This window comes from Methanobrevibacter sp., from assembly GCF_045644645.1.
Lineage (GTDB): Archaea > Methanobacteriota > Methanobacteria > Methanobacteriales > Methanobacteriaceae > Methanocatella.
This window is the reverse complement of the sequence record NZ_JAZRHE010000017.1, coordinates 1-16,699: the sequence shown is the minus strand read 5'-3', so window position 1 is coordinate 16,699 and position 16,699 is coordinate 1. Positions and strand designations below refer to the sequence as shown.

Here is a 16,699-nt window from a genome sequence, read left to right as displayed (position 1 = left end):
TTTTTTTATAATATGAACAATGGTGATGGTTGAAATGAGCATTCGTTTGTATTCCTTTAGTGGTGTTTAGGAAGAGAATGTTCATTTGTTTTTAAAAAAAAGACTTATTTTATAAATTAATGTGATATTATGAGTGAACTTAAAGATTTAGTAAGAAAATTCATTGATCTTGATGATGATTTAAACGAGAAAATCGAAAAGGAACTTGAAACCTCAGAGGAACTTGGAGAAACCTTTGAAGAGGATAACAAAGAACAGCTTGAAGAGTTAGGCGAAATCTACCATGAAATTGAACACTTGGTATTCAACGAAGAATTCATCATCGTTTCTAATGCCAAAAGTGAAGATAAGGAAATTGTTGCATTGATTGTTAGTGAAGAAGATGAGAAAACAGAGGAATTTGTCATTCCTGTTTATACTGATGAAAAAGAAGCTAATGAAGCTATTGAAGTATTTAAAGAACAATTCGGAGAAAACGAGTTTACCTATGATAAAAAATTAGGTAATGAAATTATTTCAGATTACTCTGAAGATGAAGGCTTCATCGGCCTTGCAATTAACGCACCTCAATGGGATTTCGTAATTGGCGGCGAAGATGTTCACGACTGTTGTGACTAGAAATCAATCCTAAAGATTTAGAATCATAATATATTTAAAAAATAGCTTATGATGATGAATATTCAAAAGGACCCGTTGTCTGCACACTCAAAATTTTAAAATGAACCAAAAAAAGTGAATTTTAAAGGAAGGAATTATTCATCCAATTCCTCTTCCAATTCATCATCCTCAACAACATCATCCGCATAATATTTATATCTATAAGACATTTTAAATCCACCCATAACCTCACGCCTAGGTCTTTTTTTACGTCTTATAACAGGAGCATGCGCATCTTTAAACTCCTTTTGATGAGATTTATTTAAATTTTTATTCTCACGATAATATGTAGCATTCCTATGGCGAGCATGTGGTGCTTTATACATTCGTTTCCTAAGCAATCGCCTGCTACTTGATACACGCCTTATCACTAAAATCACTTATTTTTTTCTGTTTAAATTTTTTGTTGCGGATTTATCTAAAGTAGCTTGAATTTCATCAATCCTTTCAACAACCACTCTAATAGCTTGTTCCCCCTGACGAGTAGGATTAATACCTTGTTCAACAAGCAATGCATCTCTGATATCTCTTAATCTATCGATGGAATCGATTTTCATAATAGTACTGTAAAACATACTAACTTTTCCTCCAATAATAAGTAATAATAACTATTTATTTTATAATTTAAAAGGTTTTTCACGGAAAAAGTTTTTCCATTTCAAAAATAAATCAATTAATATGTTCACCAAATTGAATGTAATCTATCTGGCCGGAGGATGCTTTTGGGGTGTTGAAGCATTCATTTCACGATTGAAGGGTGTCAACCAGACTGAAGTCGGATATGCCAATGGCCATGATTTGGCACCGACCTATGAAAAGGTATGCGCCGGCAAGACAGGCCATGCGGAAAGCGTTAAAGTTACATATAACCCGGAAATCGTTTCGCTTGAAGAAATATTGGAAAATTATTATAGAATCATTGATCCATATTCTATAAACCGTCAAGGCCCAGATATCGGAACACAATATAGAACTGGTGTATACTGGCAAGATTACTCTCAAAAGGAATGTGTTTTGAAGTTCTTTTCCCAAAAGCAAAATGAAAGTGAAAACAAGATTGTTGTTGAAGTCGGGCCGATCAACAGTTTTTACCCTGCTGAGGACTATCATCAGAAATACCTTGAGAGAAATCCACGGGGCTATTGTCATGTTGATTTAAATTTAATAAACGATGAAGAATTCAACCACTTGACTAAAGAAGAGTATGAAATAACACAGCTTGCTATGACAGAACAACCATTTAGTGGAAAATATGATGACTTTTTTGAAGATGGTGTATATGTAGATGTCGTAAACGGCGAAGTTCTCTTTTCTTCTGAAGACAAGTTCGACTCGGGATGCGGCTGGCCGGCATTTTCAAAACCGATATCCGAAGATGCGATAACAAAAAACAGGGATTACAGCCATGGCTCGACACGCATAGAAGTCAGGGCCAGAAAATCAAATTCGCATTTAGGCCATGTCTTTAACGACGGCCCCGGAGGCTCCAAAAGGTACTGCATCAACTCGGCGGCATTGAAATTCATTGCCAAAGATGATGCTGAAGATTATTTAAATGAGAAAAACAAAAGTTAGATACAATGAAAATAGAAGAAATCAATCATCCGGAGCTGAAGGATCATATCAATATGATTTATATGCATGGCGAAAATCAAAATCAGAAAGCCATTGAAAGAACTGAGATGGAAATAAAGGAATATATTTCAGATAAGGAATTTATCATCTCCATTGAAGATAATGAGCCTGTTAAAATACCATATGGAAATGACGGAAAATACATTGTCCCCATATTTACGGATGCCCTTGAATACAAAAACGGAATGCAGTACTTCTCATTGAATGTGATGGATGAAAACAAAGAGTGCATTATTGAAAAACTAGACTATTTTAAAAAATTAAAAGAGGATCCTAATTTCTTAGGATACATTGTAAATATTGCCCGAGTGAGTTATATTATTAACATCACTCTTCTTTAGCAAATTTTTCTATTATTTCCGAAACGATTTCCTCAAATCTTTTTGAAACTTCATCATCCGGATCAAGTACAGATATTACGGCATCCTTATTAGGAGACTCGGAAACTGCTTCTTCAATAGGCAAATCACCTAAATATTCAATTTCCATTTCTTCAGCAAAAGCTTCACCGTTGCCTTCACCGAAAATATAAAGTTTCTCTCCGCAATGAGGACACATATAATAAGCCATATTCTCAATAAGGCCGATCTTGTCTATGTTCATCATTCCAACCATCTTAACACATTTCAAAACATCTTCCTGGGATACTACATTCGGTGTGGTTACCATGATTACCGCATCAGTTTCAGGAATGGTTTGTAAAACGGTTAACGGTTCGTCTCCGGTACCCGGCGGGTTATCTATTATTAGAAAATCGAGTTCGCCCCAATGTGCATCTGAAATCAGCTGCTTGATTGCACCTGTTTTTTGAGGTCCCCTCCAGATGATGGGAGTGTCTATGCTTTCCAAAAGAAATGCCATTGACATTACCTTCAAACCGCTCGGCAATGTTACAGGAAACATTGAAAACTTGTATTCCTCCTGTTTTGCTTTGATGAATTCCGCTTTCTCCTCATCATTTTCAAATGTTTCTTTGGCCAATGCCGCTTCAGTGATTTCCTTGAATACTTCAAACTGATAATTGCTGAATGCTTCACCATATAATTCAAGACCCAACATCTTAGGAATGTTCGGTCCATGAATATCAGCATCCAAAATACCGGTTTTATAACCTAACTTTTGTAAAGTTTCAGCAATATTGGCTGCTACGGTGGATTTTCCAACTCCTCCTTTTCCACTCATAACAACTATCTTATGCTTGATTTGGCTAAGGTTTTTAGCTAATCTTAACTCTTGAGCTATCATTTGTCTTTGTTGTTCAGGGGTCATTTGACCTCCGTGACCATGATGACCATGACCATGTTCAGGCATTAATATCATCTCCAAAAATTATTTAATTGAATTTTTTACTTACTTCTTCAACAGCAAGGATTAACGGGTCGGTGACCATTGATACAGGCGGCGCATAGGCAAATTCCATATTGCTTAAATCAAAGCAGGTCAGACCTTCGGTAATGGCCAAAGTCATAGTATCTATCCTCTCAGCCACTCTTTCTTCTGCAATGATTTGACAACCGATAATGGTTCCGTTTCCATCACAAATAACTTTGATATCCATTGGTTTTGCATTAGGATAATAACGTGCTCTTGTAAGTGCCTGCACTTTCTGTACAACCGGCCTGATTCTATTTTGTTGGGCGAAACTTGTAGTGTATCCTACGGCACCGAATTCCAATTTACCGACTTTGGACACCATTGAGTTTAAAACAGGATTGAATTTGGATTTTTTACCGCAGATTGTACGGGCCAATGTTTTGGATTCACGAACTGCAGTTGTACCCAATTGGGAGATAGTATTGGATCCTAGGATTAAATCTTTTGACTCGACACAGTCCCCCACTGCATAAACATCCTCCACTGATGTTTCCATCCTATCGTTGACAAGGATGGCCCATCTGCCAATTTCACAACCTGCCATTCTAGCCAATTCCAATTCGGCCCTTACACCTGTAGCCATGATAACCATGTCTGCATCATATAACTCTTCATCTCCAAAGCAGGCCTTTTCAACTTTGCCCTCACCAATCAATTTGGTAATCGGTTTTCCTAAAACAACTTGGATTCCTTCATTTTCAAGGTATTGCACTAAAATATCAGACATGTCCTTATCAAGAGACCTTGGAACAATTTGAGGCAGCATTTCACTTAAAATTACATTTAAACCTTGTTGCTTAAGGGCAAATGCGATTTCAATCCCAATCAAACCTGCACCAGTGACAATTGCACTTTTAGCTTCTTTCATAGCCTCTTGAACCCTTATACCATCATCGATATTGCGGATTCTGAACACTCCATCCAGATTCACACCATCCATTGGAGGCACAAACGGATTTCCGCCGGTGGCCAGCACCAGTTTATCATAATCCAAAACAGTTTCATTACCATCCTTTTCATATGTTACTGTTTTATCTTTAGAATCAACTGCGGTCACTTCCGCTTCGAGAATAACATCAATACCCTTATTTTTATAATCTTCAGGAGTTTTCATTACAATATCATCAAAAGATTCAATAGTGCCGGACAATACATAAGGAATTGCACATGGAGAATATGCAACCTTATTGTCTCTTGTAATCACTGTAATTTCTATCTCATTGTCAAGTTTACGAATATTTGAAGCTGTTGATATTCCTCCAGCTCCTCCACCAACTATTACTACTTTCATTATAACAAAACCACTCTATGATTTATAACATTAATATATATTATTGAAAACATATAAAAAACTAACTATTAATAATATTCTGGTTAAAAAAATGAGAGAAATTGAATTTAATTTAGATGAAAACCCATTCATTAATTTTTTGTCGGCACGCTACACCATGTCCGCAAGAATTGATGTTGAGAAATTATGGAAATGGTGTCATGAAAATGACAAATCCTTTTTTGTTATGAGCCTAGGTTGTCTGATGAATGCTTTAAATAGAGTCCCCCATCTTAAAAGAAGAATAATTGATGATAAGGTTTATGAGTTTGACTATCTGGAAGGTTTAAGTCCAATAATGGATGAGGGTAGTGACAGTTACAAGGAAATTCGTGTTAAGACTCCACAATGCTTTGATGATATCCTCGATTGGCATGATTATGTGAAAACCTTATCAAACGATATATTAACAGGTAAAACTGAAGGATTTTTCTGTGAAATGGAAAAAAGAGATTTGGAAAACATTGCTAATTTTTCATGCATTCCATGGGTTGATTTTGATATGCTTACAAACTGCATTGTTGACGGAAAAGCTATTCAGCCATTGGTGACCTGGGGAAAAGTCAGTGAAGACTATGAAATGAGTGTCTCAATTACAGTAAGCCATATCTTTGTCAATGGCCGTGAGCTTGGATACTTCTATGAATATGCTCAAGAGGAATTTGACAAAGACTTCTAAACGCAAAATAGACATGCTGAGATTAAAAAAACAGAAAAAAGGGATTTGAATCCCGAATTTATCTTCTGCGATAATATGTGACTAAACAGCATAATGCTAATCCAAAAAGAGCTAATGGATTACCGGTTGCAGGTAAAGCTAATGGATTGCCTGCTGCAGGAAAAGCTTTAGCAGAACTGACTTTATGTTCTATTGACATTTCATCTGCAGGAACTGTTTTGTTTGGTGTTGCATTACCTCTTTCCCCAACAATTTCAATTGTTGCAGTCTGACAAATGCCGTAATAATCACTGTCGCCTTCAAATGTAATAACCACATCATATACTCCTTCGGCATCAGCATATAATTTAACTGTCCCATATCCATTCTCATCAGTCATTACAGTTTGATTTATGCCGTTGAATGAAACCATCACTTCCTTATTTGCAAGTGCATTGCCTTTTTCATCTTTAAGGATGAACTGGTAATCAAATCCTTTTACTGCATCATTTATATTAATAACCTTATCTGGAGCGATAATTGTGGTATTGCGTCTTGTATCTTCAAGAGTATACACCTTTAAACATGCAGTCATGTTTTCCCCGCTTAAATCTTCAATGCCTCCATTTGGGAATAATACTGCAGAAGTTCCTGCTTTATAATATGTTCTAGTGTATCTACAAACAGGCACAGCATTAGAGGTTATTGCAACAGTGAATTTATCTCCTTTTTTAATTGAAACATACTCATCTAATTTGATTGTATGATAGCCATAAAATGGAGAAACGCCAATCTGATTGTAAACAGTTTCATTATTTACATCAATTTCAACTTTGTATTCAACACCTTCACCATCAAAATAAGTTCCAACAGCAGCTATAAAATCATCATCCACAGATTCAAAACTATTAAAATAAGTTAACTGAGAATTATCATCTTTATAAAAATAGCTTAATTGTGAAAAATCATATTGGTAATTTTTGTTATATGGAAGTGTATTTTCAATTACAAATGCAACGAAACATTCAGTGATATTATTTGGGAATGCTGATAGCGTTTGATCATAATATGAGACATAGAAATAGCCTTCATCACCCCAGTCGGTTCCCCAGCTATTTTTTACAATCCAAGCACCATCACCCGGCGGAGTAATCGCAAAATTGCTTGCAGGGTAATTGTCATCCCAACCAACAATACAAATCATATGATTAGAAATTAAATGGTCAGGAGCATATTCTGCAGAGGTGTTTTCATTATAATAATCTGTTGGATTCCCATCATCCTTAGTCGCTTTAGAAAGTATAGTGCCTCCCAGGGCACCATATTTAAGAATAGCTGTTTTAACATCAATGTTATCCTTATCTCCAGGAGTATGAGGTATTATAATAACATCTTGAACATGAAAATCTTTATCTGTCTGTATAAGCGGCGAAATTTTTCCAAGCTCATCATAAACATCATAATCCTGTGGAAATGCTCCAAGCCAACTTACAAGATAAGCGATAGCATCTATATTATCTCCACTTTCAAATTTAGTAGTGCCAAATTTTGAATAGATCAACATTGAATTTTGCATATTATTCTCTGAAAAATCACTAGTATAGTTCATTGCTTTTAACAATGCTGATTCTAACGCAGCTGTCATACCAAATGCCCAGCAAGCACCCATATAACCTTGATCTCTAACTGGAGTAACTAGATTCTCCTCTCTCAAATCATATCTGGCAGGAATGTAAGTGATGTTTTCATTATTATTTAGCAGTGTTACCTGCATTCCAGTGCCATCTACAACACTATAATATTCCGTATTATTGAAATCGTCTTCAGAAATCTTATCTGTACCTTTTAAATTGCTTTTTGATCCTTCATCGAAAACTGCATAAATTGCATTGTCATTTCCATCAAACTCCAAATTATCCAAATCATAATCTGTATCATAAATATATATTGCACTGCCTTCAACTGCAGAATTATTGGTAAATCTAGAATCATATACATTTAATAAGGAGTTATCACTGAATATTGCCCCGCCATATGTCGGATAATCATCATAAGTCAACACCACATTATTTTCAGCGAATATGGAATTATCTATTGTGGCATTTACATATGAAAGGTAAATTGCTCCACCGTTAAATTCTGCAAAGTTATCTGTGAAATTAGAATTATCAATTGATAATTCTCCACCTAATTGAAGATATGCTCCGCCAAAACCGGATAAACAATTTTCAAACTTAGAATTGTTAATTAAAATCTTACCTTCATTAGGGCCAAAACTACCTATAATATCTACAAAAATTGCTCCTCCATTTTTAGTTGATATGACATCTTTAAATTCACAATCTTCAATTGTAACATTGCTACTTTGTTTAAACGCCAATGCCCCTGCTGTAATATTGGCAAACAACTCAACAAATTTTGATTTTTTAATATTGGTTTCACCATTTTTATTATAAATTGCTGTTGCATATTTGGATGTGGAATTTGCAAAGGTGGTGTTATAGACATCAAGTTTAGAGTTTTCTAAATAAATTGAACTCCAGTTATTGCGATTGTTTTTCAATAATGAATTGCTGACAGTTACATTACTGAATAAGGCGCAAATTGCTGAACCTGTATCAGCAGAATTGCCTTCAAATAAACAATTGCCAATAGATAAGTTACAAGTAGATGGATAAATCACTCCTGATTGATCAGCAGAATTATTTTCAAAAAAGCTATTGTTAAATGTTACATTAGACAACTGAGACTTGATTACAGCCCCATCACCACCATGATTATTTTTAAAATAGCTATTTTTTATAGTTAAAGTATCATTTTTTGAACTGATAACGCCATCCACACCACTATTATATTCAAAATTGCCATTGTTAATGGTAACAACAGAACTATCAGAATAGATTGTCGCACCGGTTTGGGCGAAATTTCTAATAAACCTATCGTTTTCACTGATATATTGGGCTTCAATCATATATAATGCGCCACCCTCACTAGAATAACAGCTATTGAACTCCACATTGCTTGTTTTAAGTTCACCATAATTAACTATAGCACCAGCATCCGAATTTTTTAAAATCAAGTCATTAATCACTACATTACTGGCATTGCTTATTCTAAAACATCTGGCTTGATTTTGACCATCAATTGTATGGTTATTACCATTTATGACAATATTTGTGTTATCAATTTGAATTCCACCAATGAAATTCCCGTCGCTTTCATTGTTAAATGTATAATCCTTAGTTATGTCTATTATATTATTTCCGGAATTTATCAATGCGTTTAAAGCAGTATATGATGTATCATCATCCACAACTGATAAAATCTCCGAATTAGAAGATTCGTCTATTGTAGAATATGTATCCATATCAGCAGTTACGTTATTTGCACTTACCGCACTGATTGATAGAAATACTGAAAAAACCACAAATAAAATTAAAATCTTTTTGTTCATGAAATCACTTTTTGCTTACTAATAATATGTATAAAATAATTTAAATATTTTGTTAAACATGAAAAAAATCTTAAAATAGATTAAGATAGAGGAGATAAATTGCCTGATTCTTAAAAGTTGCTGCAGTTATTTTCCCTTAATTTAAGAAAGAGTTTTATAAAAAGCCTAAAGACTAACTAGTTGGAAGCTAATGCATTATCCTGAAAAATTCCGTAATGAGACCGCGCAGCAAAGGTTATATTTGGAACAGATTCAATCATTTAAATTGCAATAACTGATTTCTTTGATAATTTTCTGCAAATATCTCTTTTTCAAAACAAGTTCGCGTCTGTTGGCCAATTTATCGCTGTTTGGCTGAGGCACCTTTTCATTTAATCTGGAAGCTCCCAAATATTTGGTATCCCCTTCCCTTAACCTATGGGCCTCGCCGTTTTCAATGGCTTTTTTAATATAGTAGTAATCCTTAAAGAGCACATCGAAATCATTGCTTAAATAATACAATTCCAAATCAGTGATGATATCTTCTTCATCATACCAGATAATTAGAATAGCTTCTTTTTTAAACAATTCAGAAAAGGAAATCACATTAAAGTAATCCAAATCAGCAAGCCTGAACTTGGATTGGGGATATCTTCGACCGCAATTCTTTGTGGAATACCTTAAAGGAGAAACAAAAAAAGTTGGTGATTCATTCAAGGTCACTTCATTAATGTTTCTTCCAACCAATGCCTCAAATGAATCCATGTTATCAATGCTTAGTCCTTGTCAAGTGCCGGAATGCCGGTGATTCTCAAACCACCGTAATGTGATTTGTACTTGATGTTCAGTCCTATCAATAATGGAGTGATTTTTTCGATTATTCTTGCCTTTTCCAAAATGCCCGTGTCGATTGTTCTGACACCTGGGATTTTGTCAATGATTTCTGCAGCTGTTTCCTTTGCCTGCTTGTCGTCACCTGCAATCAAGCAGTCACAGTCGATTTCTTCCGGAATGTTTGCAAGGTGTGAGTTTGAAATGTTGCAGAATGCACATATTACCTTTGCCCCTGTCCCTTCAAGGATTGATGCGGTTCTCTCAGCAGCCGAACCTTCCATCAGGTCAATGAACCTGAACGGTTTTCCACCGATTGCTGTTTCGAGAGGTACGGTTGCATCCATGACAATCTTGTCCTTACAGAATTCCTTGATTCCCTCGACTGTCGGTTTTTGAGCGGCCAATGGCACGGTGATGATTAATATGTCGCCTTCCTTTGCCGCATCCTCATTTGCCATACCTTTCATGTTAGATAAGTCGTAATCTGCTAAGTCCTCTTTAGCTTTTGCAACTACATCTAAAGCTTTTTCTTCTTTTCTAGAACCAACTATTACATCCACTCCTGCAATAGCCAGTCTTTCTGCGATTCCGAGTCCTTGTGGACCAGTTCCACCAATTACACTTACTATCATTTTTTGTCACCTATTCTTTATCGTATAGCAGTCCCCCGACGAATATCAGATATTCCGGGAGTTTACCATCTTTTGCGTATTGTATCTTGTAACCGAAAAGATCTTCAATTGTCTTATCGACTTTACCGCCCAATGATTCAATGGAATATCTCATCTTAAACGGCATCTTACATGGCATGTCGAATTCCCTTGTACATCTCATGCATAAGTTACATTTTCCCAAAAACAGTCCCAGGGAATTTTCATCTTCAAGCATGTAGATTTCATTCATGAACTTGACTTTCATACGCTCGAATCTTTTCAAAATAAATTCCAGCTCTTTTTCCTCGAATGTATGGGCCAGCTCTTCAGCGGAAAAGTCAATCTTGAAAGCAATGATTTTAAGTTTATTGTATGAATTCCACACCTCATCCACATCAAAGTCAAATGGAGGATAGTTCCAGTTGTATCCAAGCATTTCCTGCTCTTCAATGCATAATTTAGAGACCTCATCAAAATCCACGTATTTCTCATAATACTCATCAACGCCAACATCCGCCGTGAGTTTTGTAATCTCTGACATGATTAATAATATATCCCAATAATATTATAAACATTTCTAAATAATCTTGAAATAACTCTTGTGTTTGTTCAAATAATAATTAATGAAGAGATATCCAATTATTGAGCCTGTTGACATTCCCGCCACCAGTCCGGAATAGATGCCTACAAGGCCAAAGCATAGGATAAATGCGAATAAACCTGCGAAAAGCACTTCTAAAATAAAAGACCTCAATATTGTTATTGCTAAAGACAATGCTCCTTTTCCCATAGATTGGAATATATTCCCTGAAATTACTCCAAACGGCATCAGCAATATGAAAAAGCACAATATCCTCAATGCTTCAACAATATTCGGACCTAAAACAGAACTGTCTGCCGAATATGAAAATATAAATGATAACGGATCTGCAAATATGAAGAAAAATGATGAAATGATTATCGATGAAATCATTGCCAATTTAATTCCATAGTTAAGGGCAGTTTTTAGATTTGCCAAATTACGTGCCCCGTATGCTGCACCGCCAACAGTCAGCGCTGCAATTCCAACACCAATTATTGGAGACATTCCTATTGATACCAGCCTCCATGTGGCTGTATATGCCGCAACCGCAACGGTTCCTGATATAATTGTAATCCAGTAATTGAACAGGATTGAAACGAATGATATTATGAACTGCTCCAGACTTGCCGGAATAGCTACGACCAGTATCTCCTTATAGATTTTGAAATTGGTCTTATACTCCTTCATGTTTATTTCCAAAAAGCTGTCCTTTTTAATGAACATCCAATACACCATTGGAGATGCCGCAAGTGTTCCTGCAAGAACTGTGGCAAATGCCGCTCCTCCAACACCCCAACCTAATCCATAAATGCAAATTGGGTCTAAAATCATATTTATGAATGCAGTAAGCATTAGCGGATAGGATGCGCGTTTAACTTCTCCCTGTGATCTGAATATCGCAGCCATCATTGCTGGCAGGAAGACTGAAAATATTCCTCCTATTACAATATTTCCATATTCCAATGTTTCATTAATTACTTCTCCGGCACCCATTATCAAAAGCAATGGCTTTAAAAGGATGAGAAGAACAATTGTAGATATGATAGTCACTATTATTGAAAGCATTATCGAGTGAATTGCACTGTTTCCCGCACTTTCATACCTTTCGGCACCGATGCATCTTGAAATAAGGCTGTTTGCACCTGCACCCAAACCGTTTGCAAGTCCGACTAGTGCTAAAAACAGTGGTGTCACAAATCCAACTGCAGCCAGTGGGTTCGGACCCAAGCCAGAAACCCAAATACCGTCGATAATATTGTTGAGCATCATAAATATGTAACTGATAATTATCGGCAAAGCCAGTTTATTAATTGCCTTTTTGGGATGGTTTACTATCAAATCAATATCATCGTTCTTATCGCCAGACATGATTCACCTTACCAAGTGCTGACAGGGATTTAAAAAGTCGTCTAAAAATTCCAGATAATCCTTACAGTCTGCCAAATCGCCAACAGCTATAAATTCATGAGTGTCAATGATGTTCTTTTTAAGGTTTTTTCCAACTTTAATCAAACGGATGTGCTCGGAGGTGAAGATATGACTTATCAAATCTTGAGCCCTGTTGAATTCCCTCTTTTGTGTGTGCACCAGATAATCGCCCATGACGTAGCAGTTTTCACGGCCGTATTTTTTTGCGAAATTCTTGCAGGCCTGATTGATGAACACCTTGGGACCGACATTGATCCTGACATCATTTAATGTTGATGATGCCATCTCCAGCAGTATAACGGCATTCGATGCCTCATCACTCCAGTAATCCGCCTTAAAAACATTGAACTCCTCATCGTTCAGCTTTCTCTCCAGAGCTTCTGTTGTCTTTCTAAGCTGAGGATGTAGGGTATCAAGAGGAATGTCCGGAATGTCAAAGCGGATTGTAATTAAATCTCCGTTTCTCTTTTCAAATTCCTTGATTATTTCATCTTTATTTAATGAACGCTTCAATGGGTAAAAGTAATCCTTTTTATTATTCGATGACAGGTAGTTTCTTGAGGCCTGGATAAATTCACCCATCTTATCCAATCTTAATGCTGCACCCACATTCCTGTTCATGTCGGTCGGGTCAATGACGATTAGGGGGTCTTTAAACAGTCTGGAAGTTCCGTAGTTTTCCAAATCGATGCTGTGCCCATAATCCCATTTGGTTGCACCGATTAAAGTCTTTTCAAATGTTCCATAATGTATGATGAGCAGTTCGCACAGGTATCCCGCAAATCCCCCCACCTTAAACTCGGAGCCGTAAGTTCCGGTCATGGCCATGAACTTCTTTAAAAGCAGCACCTCATCTTCCTGGCCGCTTTTTAAATTAGCCTTAACGTAACGGGTGTGGAGGATTGTCCTGTCCACTGCAGACTTAAGCTGGCTTCCGTCGCTGATTTCATAGCATGGAACCATATCCACCTCATAACCCTCGATGATGCTTGTCACATAAGGATGTGAAGCGAAATGATGTGAAGCCTCGCCATCAAACTCATCACTGCATTTATGGGCCAAATACAATCCCTTTTCTTTCAGGTATTTCTTATCTGTATCCAGTGGAAAGGCCATGAATATGTCGATGTCTGATTTGCCCCTTAGGGCAGTGCTTTTGGCAACGGATCCTACTAAAGCTATTTTTGCGTCGATGTTTTCTTGCCTACATGTTTTGTTTAAGAAATCTATTACCTTTGATGAGACCCTATTGATTTCACCAGTCTCTTCAGCTGTAGGTTTTATGTCTTCCAAAATAGCTTTGTAATCCATATAATCACAATTCAAATACGTTTATATCATCATAAATTGGTCCTGATGCCTTTAAAGTGGATTTTTTAAGGATTATTCTTTCCACTTTCATCTCGCCGATTTCAACATCAGCGAATGAATCTATGGCTGATTTTACCTTATTCTTGTTTTTTGCCGATTTCATGCGTCCGATTGTCAGGTGTGAAGAGAATTTCTTATCTTTCTCAAATCCGAGTTTTTTGAATTCAGCATCCAACTGGTCATGCAGATTCCTCAATGTCTCATCTTCCTCAAGGCCGACCCAAATGACTTTTATGTGGCTGGTGTTTGGAAAAGCGCCGCATCCCCTAATCTTAATGTTGAATGATTCAAAGCGTGCGGCCACATCGGATATCCTTTGGCTAAGCAAATCAATGCCGTCGACATCGATGTCTCCAAAGAACTTTAATGTGAAATGAAGGTTTGCAAGATCCACATACTTTATATTGGCTTCTGTTCCCTTGAATTCCCTAATTATCTTATTGATTTTGGGTTTTAGGTCATCATCCAAATCGATTGCAAGAAATGCTCTGACTTCAGGCATTCAATCTCCTCACTGTTCAATGATTGTCTCATCAATAGCTATTCCGAAGTGGCGGGCATTTGTTTCCACATACACCTTTACCCTGTCGCCTGTTTTGATGTCTGCTACTGACAACGCTTCATCGTTTTCATCAACAATCCTTATAGTTTCGGCATTCTGAAGCAGGGTCCTTATGGTTTGGCCTTCATATTCCGCTTCAATCAGTATCAATGGCCTTCTCTCGATTTTGCTCCTTCCGACATAGGCAGTTCTGGTTTCGCCTTGAGTGTTTACAATCAACACCTCATCCCCCGCAACAAGTTCGGACAGGTATCTTGTCTTATTGCCCGGAACCATCACATAGGCCTGGACAGGTCCCGCATTCACCCTGAACGGACGTGATGCCACATATTCACTTTCCAAAGATTCAGAGTGAACCAAAAACATTGATTTTGAATATGAACCGATGAGCATCCCTTCGCCGGGTTTCATCATGTCTGTTGTATCGACACATACCCTGTCGCCTGAACCCAAAGGCTTTACATTTGTAATTGTGGCTATTTTTAAATCATATTTTGTTTGTGATGCCTTTACGACTTCTTCAGATATCTTTTTAGTTTTATTGAAGTCATTGGCTTCAAATATGACACCGTCAGTACCGTGTTCCAATGTCTCAAGTGCAACACGTGCCCCATCAAGGTCCTGAACAGCTGCAATGATGTTGACATCTGTTTTCTGCAGATCCGCAATAATATTTTCAAGAGGGATTATTGTCCAGTCCGTTCCGACAAGAATGATATAATCAACAATTGAGCCTAATTTTACAGCCAATTGTTCATGAGCCTTATCAGTGATTTTGATATATGCACATACAGTTTTTCCTTCGCTTTTGGCTTTTTTTGCTTTTGCAATATCAACTGAATCAGAAAAATCATCCTTGAGGTCTACAAATCCGTCTCCTTCACCGTTGATGCCCACCAGATATATGTCTGCATCGTCGGTGTTTGCAATTATCCTTACATTGCCAAGTTTTCTGATTTGTTCTATGTCATCCAAGTCCAGAACATGGTCGATTCCTGATTCCAGTGCAGTGGTGATCATCTCTTTTTTATCTTCCCACAACTCATCAGGAGTGCTTATCCAAGCGAATTTGTTTTGCATCAGATCACCTATTTCAAGAATTCCAATGCTTCATCAACATCCAAGTCATGGTGGACAACTTCTGATATTGCCCTTGTGATTTTGCCGGGGTTTTCAGCCTGGAATAAATTGCGTCCGAATGCAACGCCCGCTCCGCCAACTTCCAGGGAATCCTTTACCATGTTTAACAAATCCTCATCGGTGTCGACCTTCGGACCTCCCGCAATCACGACAGGCACGATTGCCCCTTCGACAACTTCCCTAAATGAATCTGGATCTCCGGTGTAGTTGGTTTTTACAATGTCCACACCCAATTCAGAACCTACACGTGCGGCATGCTTTACAAATTCAACATCATGTTCGTTTTCCACCTTTTGTCCGCGCGGATACATCATTGCCAATAAAGGCATTCCCCAGTAGTCGCAGGTCTCGGCAATTGCCCCCAATTCCTGAAGCATCTGGCTTTCTGTTTCGCTTCCAAGGTTAACATGAATAGACACTGCATCTGCCCCAAGCTGGATTGCCTTTTCAACGCTTGTCACGGTCACCTTATCATTTGGATCCGGTGCAAGGGATGTGCTTGCTGACAAATGAACAATAAGTCCTATGTCTTTACCGTATCCTCTGTGTCCCTGTTTTACAATACCTTTATGCATTAAAATTGCATCCGCTCCGCCTTGGGAGATCTCATCGACGGTTTCGTCCATGTCTATAATTCCTGGAATCGGACCGCTTGATACACCATGGTCCATTGGTGCAATCACGGTTCTTCCAGTATTCCTGTTGATGATTCTTTCTAAACGAATCTTTTTACCTATCATCATTTTTACCTCATAAAAACTTATGAATTATATTTTTCTTAATCAAGGTATATAACATTAATTGTACACATCAGAGCACCAATATTAGGGAATAATTTAAAAATCATATTCGATTTATAAACAATTTTTCAGTTATCAAACAGGAAAAATAATTAAATAACAGAAATACTTGCAAATTAATATAAATTATATAACATTTTAAAATAAAGAAAAAAACTAATGTAAAATCAATGTTTTAACAAAATAATAATTTTATAAGCTTAAATAAGTATTTGAAGACTAAAAAATAAAAAAATATATA

General features: G+C 36.9%; 17 protein-coding genes. 4 read left to right on the top strand and 13 right to left on the bottom strand.

Going from position 1 to position 16,699, the window contains the following annotated elements; all coding sequences use genetic code 11:
• The first annotated feature begins 129 nt into the window (after positions 1–129).
• A complete protein-coding gene (locus ACKI4K_RS00955) occupies positions 130–618 on the top strand; it encodes a hypothetical protein (protein WP_407421368.1) in 489 nt (162 codons plus the stop codon).
• 134 nt (positions 619–752) lie between these two features.
• Here the strand turns inward: ACKI4K_RS00955 and ACKI4K_RS00950 are convergent, their stop codons facing one another.
• Both ACKI4K_RS00950 and ACKI4K_RS00945 read right to left on the bottom strand, forming a co-directional pair.
• Positions 753–1,028 (bottom strand): hypothetical protein, encoded by a 276-nt coding sequence (locus ACKI4K_RS00950; protein WP_407421366.1) that lies wholly within the window; start codon positions 1,026–1,028, stop codon positions 753–755.
• Positions 1,029–1,037: 9 nt separating this feature from the next.
• On the bottom strand, positions 1,038–1,232 hold the full coding sequence (locus ACKI4K_RS00945) for a hypothetical protein (RefSeq protein WP_407421364.1): 195 nt from the start codon (positions 1,230–1,232) through the stop codon (positions 1,038–1,040).
• Positions 1,233–1,335: 103 nt separating this feature from the next.
• Between ACKI4K_RS00945 and msrA the strand changes: the two genes are divergently transcribed.
• On the top strand, positions 1,336–2,232 hold the full coding sequence (gene msrA / locus ACKI4K_RS00940) for a peptide-methionine (S)-S-oxide reductase MsrA (RefSeq protein ID WP_407421362.1): 897 nt from the start codon (positions 1,336–1,338) through the stop codon (positions 2,230–2,232).
• A gap of 5 nt (positions 2,233–2,237) precedes the next feature.
• The gene (locus ACKI4K_RS00935; protein WP_407421360.1) at positions 2,238–2,633 is read left to right on the top strand and encodes a hypothetical protein; all 396 of its coding nucleotides are present in this window, start codon (positions 2,238–2,240) and stop codon (positions 2,631–2,633) included.
• On the opposite strand, the gene ACKI4K_RS00930 is transcribed toward ACKI4K_RS00935, so the two are convergent.
• Together ACKI4K_RS00930 and ACKI4K_RS00925 are read right to left on the bottom strand one after the other, a co-directional pair.
• A complete protein-coding gene (locus ACKI4K_RS00930) occupies positions 2,620–3,603 on the bottom strand; it encodes an Mrp/NBP35 family ATP-binding protein (protein ID WP_407421358.1) in 984 nt (327 codons plus the stop codon). The two genes, ACKI4K_RS00935 and ACKI4K_RS00930, sit on opposite strands and share 14 nt — an antisense overlap.
• A 22-nt stretch (positions 3,604–3,625) precedes the next feature.
• Entirely contained in the window at positions 3,626–4,957 is a 1,332-nt protein-coding gene (locus tag ACKI4K_RS00925; RefSeq protein ID WP_407421356.1) for an FAD-dependent oxidoreductase, read from the bottom strand.
• Between the two features lie 91 nt (positions 4,958–5,048).
• On the opposite strand from ACKI4K_RS00925, the gene ACKI4K_RS00920 reads away from it, so the two are divergent.
• The gene (locus ACKI4K_RS00920) at positions 5,049–5,675 is read left to right on the top strand and encodes a CatA-like O-acetyltransferase (RefSeq protein WP_407421354.1); all 627 of its coding nucleotides are present in this window, start codon (positions 5,049–5,051) and stop codon (positions 5,673–5,675) included.
• A gap of 58 nt (positions 5,676–5,733) precedes the next feature.
• Here ACKI4K_RS00920 and ACKI4K_RS00915 read toward each other — a convergent pair whose 3' ends face one another.
• From ACKI4K_RS00915 to ACKI4K_RS00875, 9 genes are all read right to left on the bottom strand, one after another.
• The gene (locus tag ACKI4K_RS00915) at positions 5,734–9,108 is read right to left on the bottom strand and encodes a C1 family peptidase (protein WP_407421352.1); all 3,375 of its coding nucleotides are present in this window, start codon (positions 9,106–9,108) and stop codon (positions 5,734–5,736) included.
• Between the two features lie 252 nt (positions 9,109–9,360).
• A complete protein-coding gene (locus ACKI4K_RS00910) occupies positions 9,361–9,852 on the bottom strand; it encodes a hypothetical protein (RefSeq protein WP_407421350.1) in 492 nt (163 codons plus the stop codon).
• Positions 9,853–9,863: 11 nt separating this feature from the next.
• Positions 9,864–10,553, bottom strand: coding sequence for an NADPH-dependent F420 reductase (gene npdG / locus ACKI4K_RS00905; RefSeq protein WP_407421348.1), 690 nt, complete (start codon positions 10,551–10,553; stop codon positions 9,864–9,866).
• A gap of 10 nt (positions 10,554–10,563) precedes the next feature.
• On the bottom strand, positions 10,564–11,115 hold the full coding sequence (locus ACKI4K_RS00900; protein ID WP_407421346.1) for a DUF2284 domain-containing protein: 552 nt from the start codon (positions 11,113–11,115) through the stop codon (positions 10,564–10,566).
• A gap of 36 nt (positions 11,116–11,151) precedes the next feature.
• The gene (locus tag ACKI4K_RS00895; RefSeq protein ID WP_407421344.1) at positions 11,152–12,525 is read right to left on the bottom strand and encodes an MATE family efflux transporter; all 1,374 of its coding nucleotides are present in this window, start codon (positions 12,523–12,525) and stop codon (positions 11,152–11,154) included.
• A 3-nt stretch (positions 12,526–12,528) separates the two neighbouring features.
• The gene (gene cca, locus ACKI4K_RS00890) at positions 12,529–13,896 is read right to left on the bottom strand and encodes a CCA tRNA nucleotidyltransferase (protein WP_407421341.1); all 1,368 of its coding nucleotides are present in this window, start codon (positions 13,894–13,896) and stop codon (positions 12,529–12,531) included.
• 4 nt (positions 13,897–13,900) lie between these two features.
• Positions 13,901–14,458 (bottom strand): RNA 2',3'-cyclic phosphodiesterase, encoded by a 558-nt coding sequence (gene thpR / locus ACKI4K_RS00885; RefSeq protein ID WP_407421339.1) that lies wholly within the window; start codon positions 14,456–14,458, stop codon positions 13,901–13,903.
• 9 nt (positions 14,459–14,467) lie between these two features.
• On the bottom strand, positions 14,468–15,598 hold the full coding sequence (locus tag ACKI4K_RS00880) for a 3-dehydroquinate synthase II (protein ID WP_407421337.1): 1,131 nt from the start codon (positions 15,596–15,598) through the stop codon (positions 14,468–14,470).
• An 8-nt stretch (positions 15,599–15,606) separates the two neighbouring features.
• Positions 15,607–16,401, bottom strand: coding sequence for a 2-amino-3,7-dideoxy-D-threo-hept-6-ulosonate synthase (locus ACKI4K_RS00875; protein WP_407421335.1), 795 nt, complete (start codon positions 16,399–16,401; stop codon positions 15,607–15,609).
• Positions 16,402–16,699 lie beyond the last annotated feature (298 nt).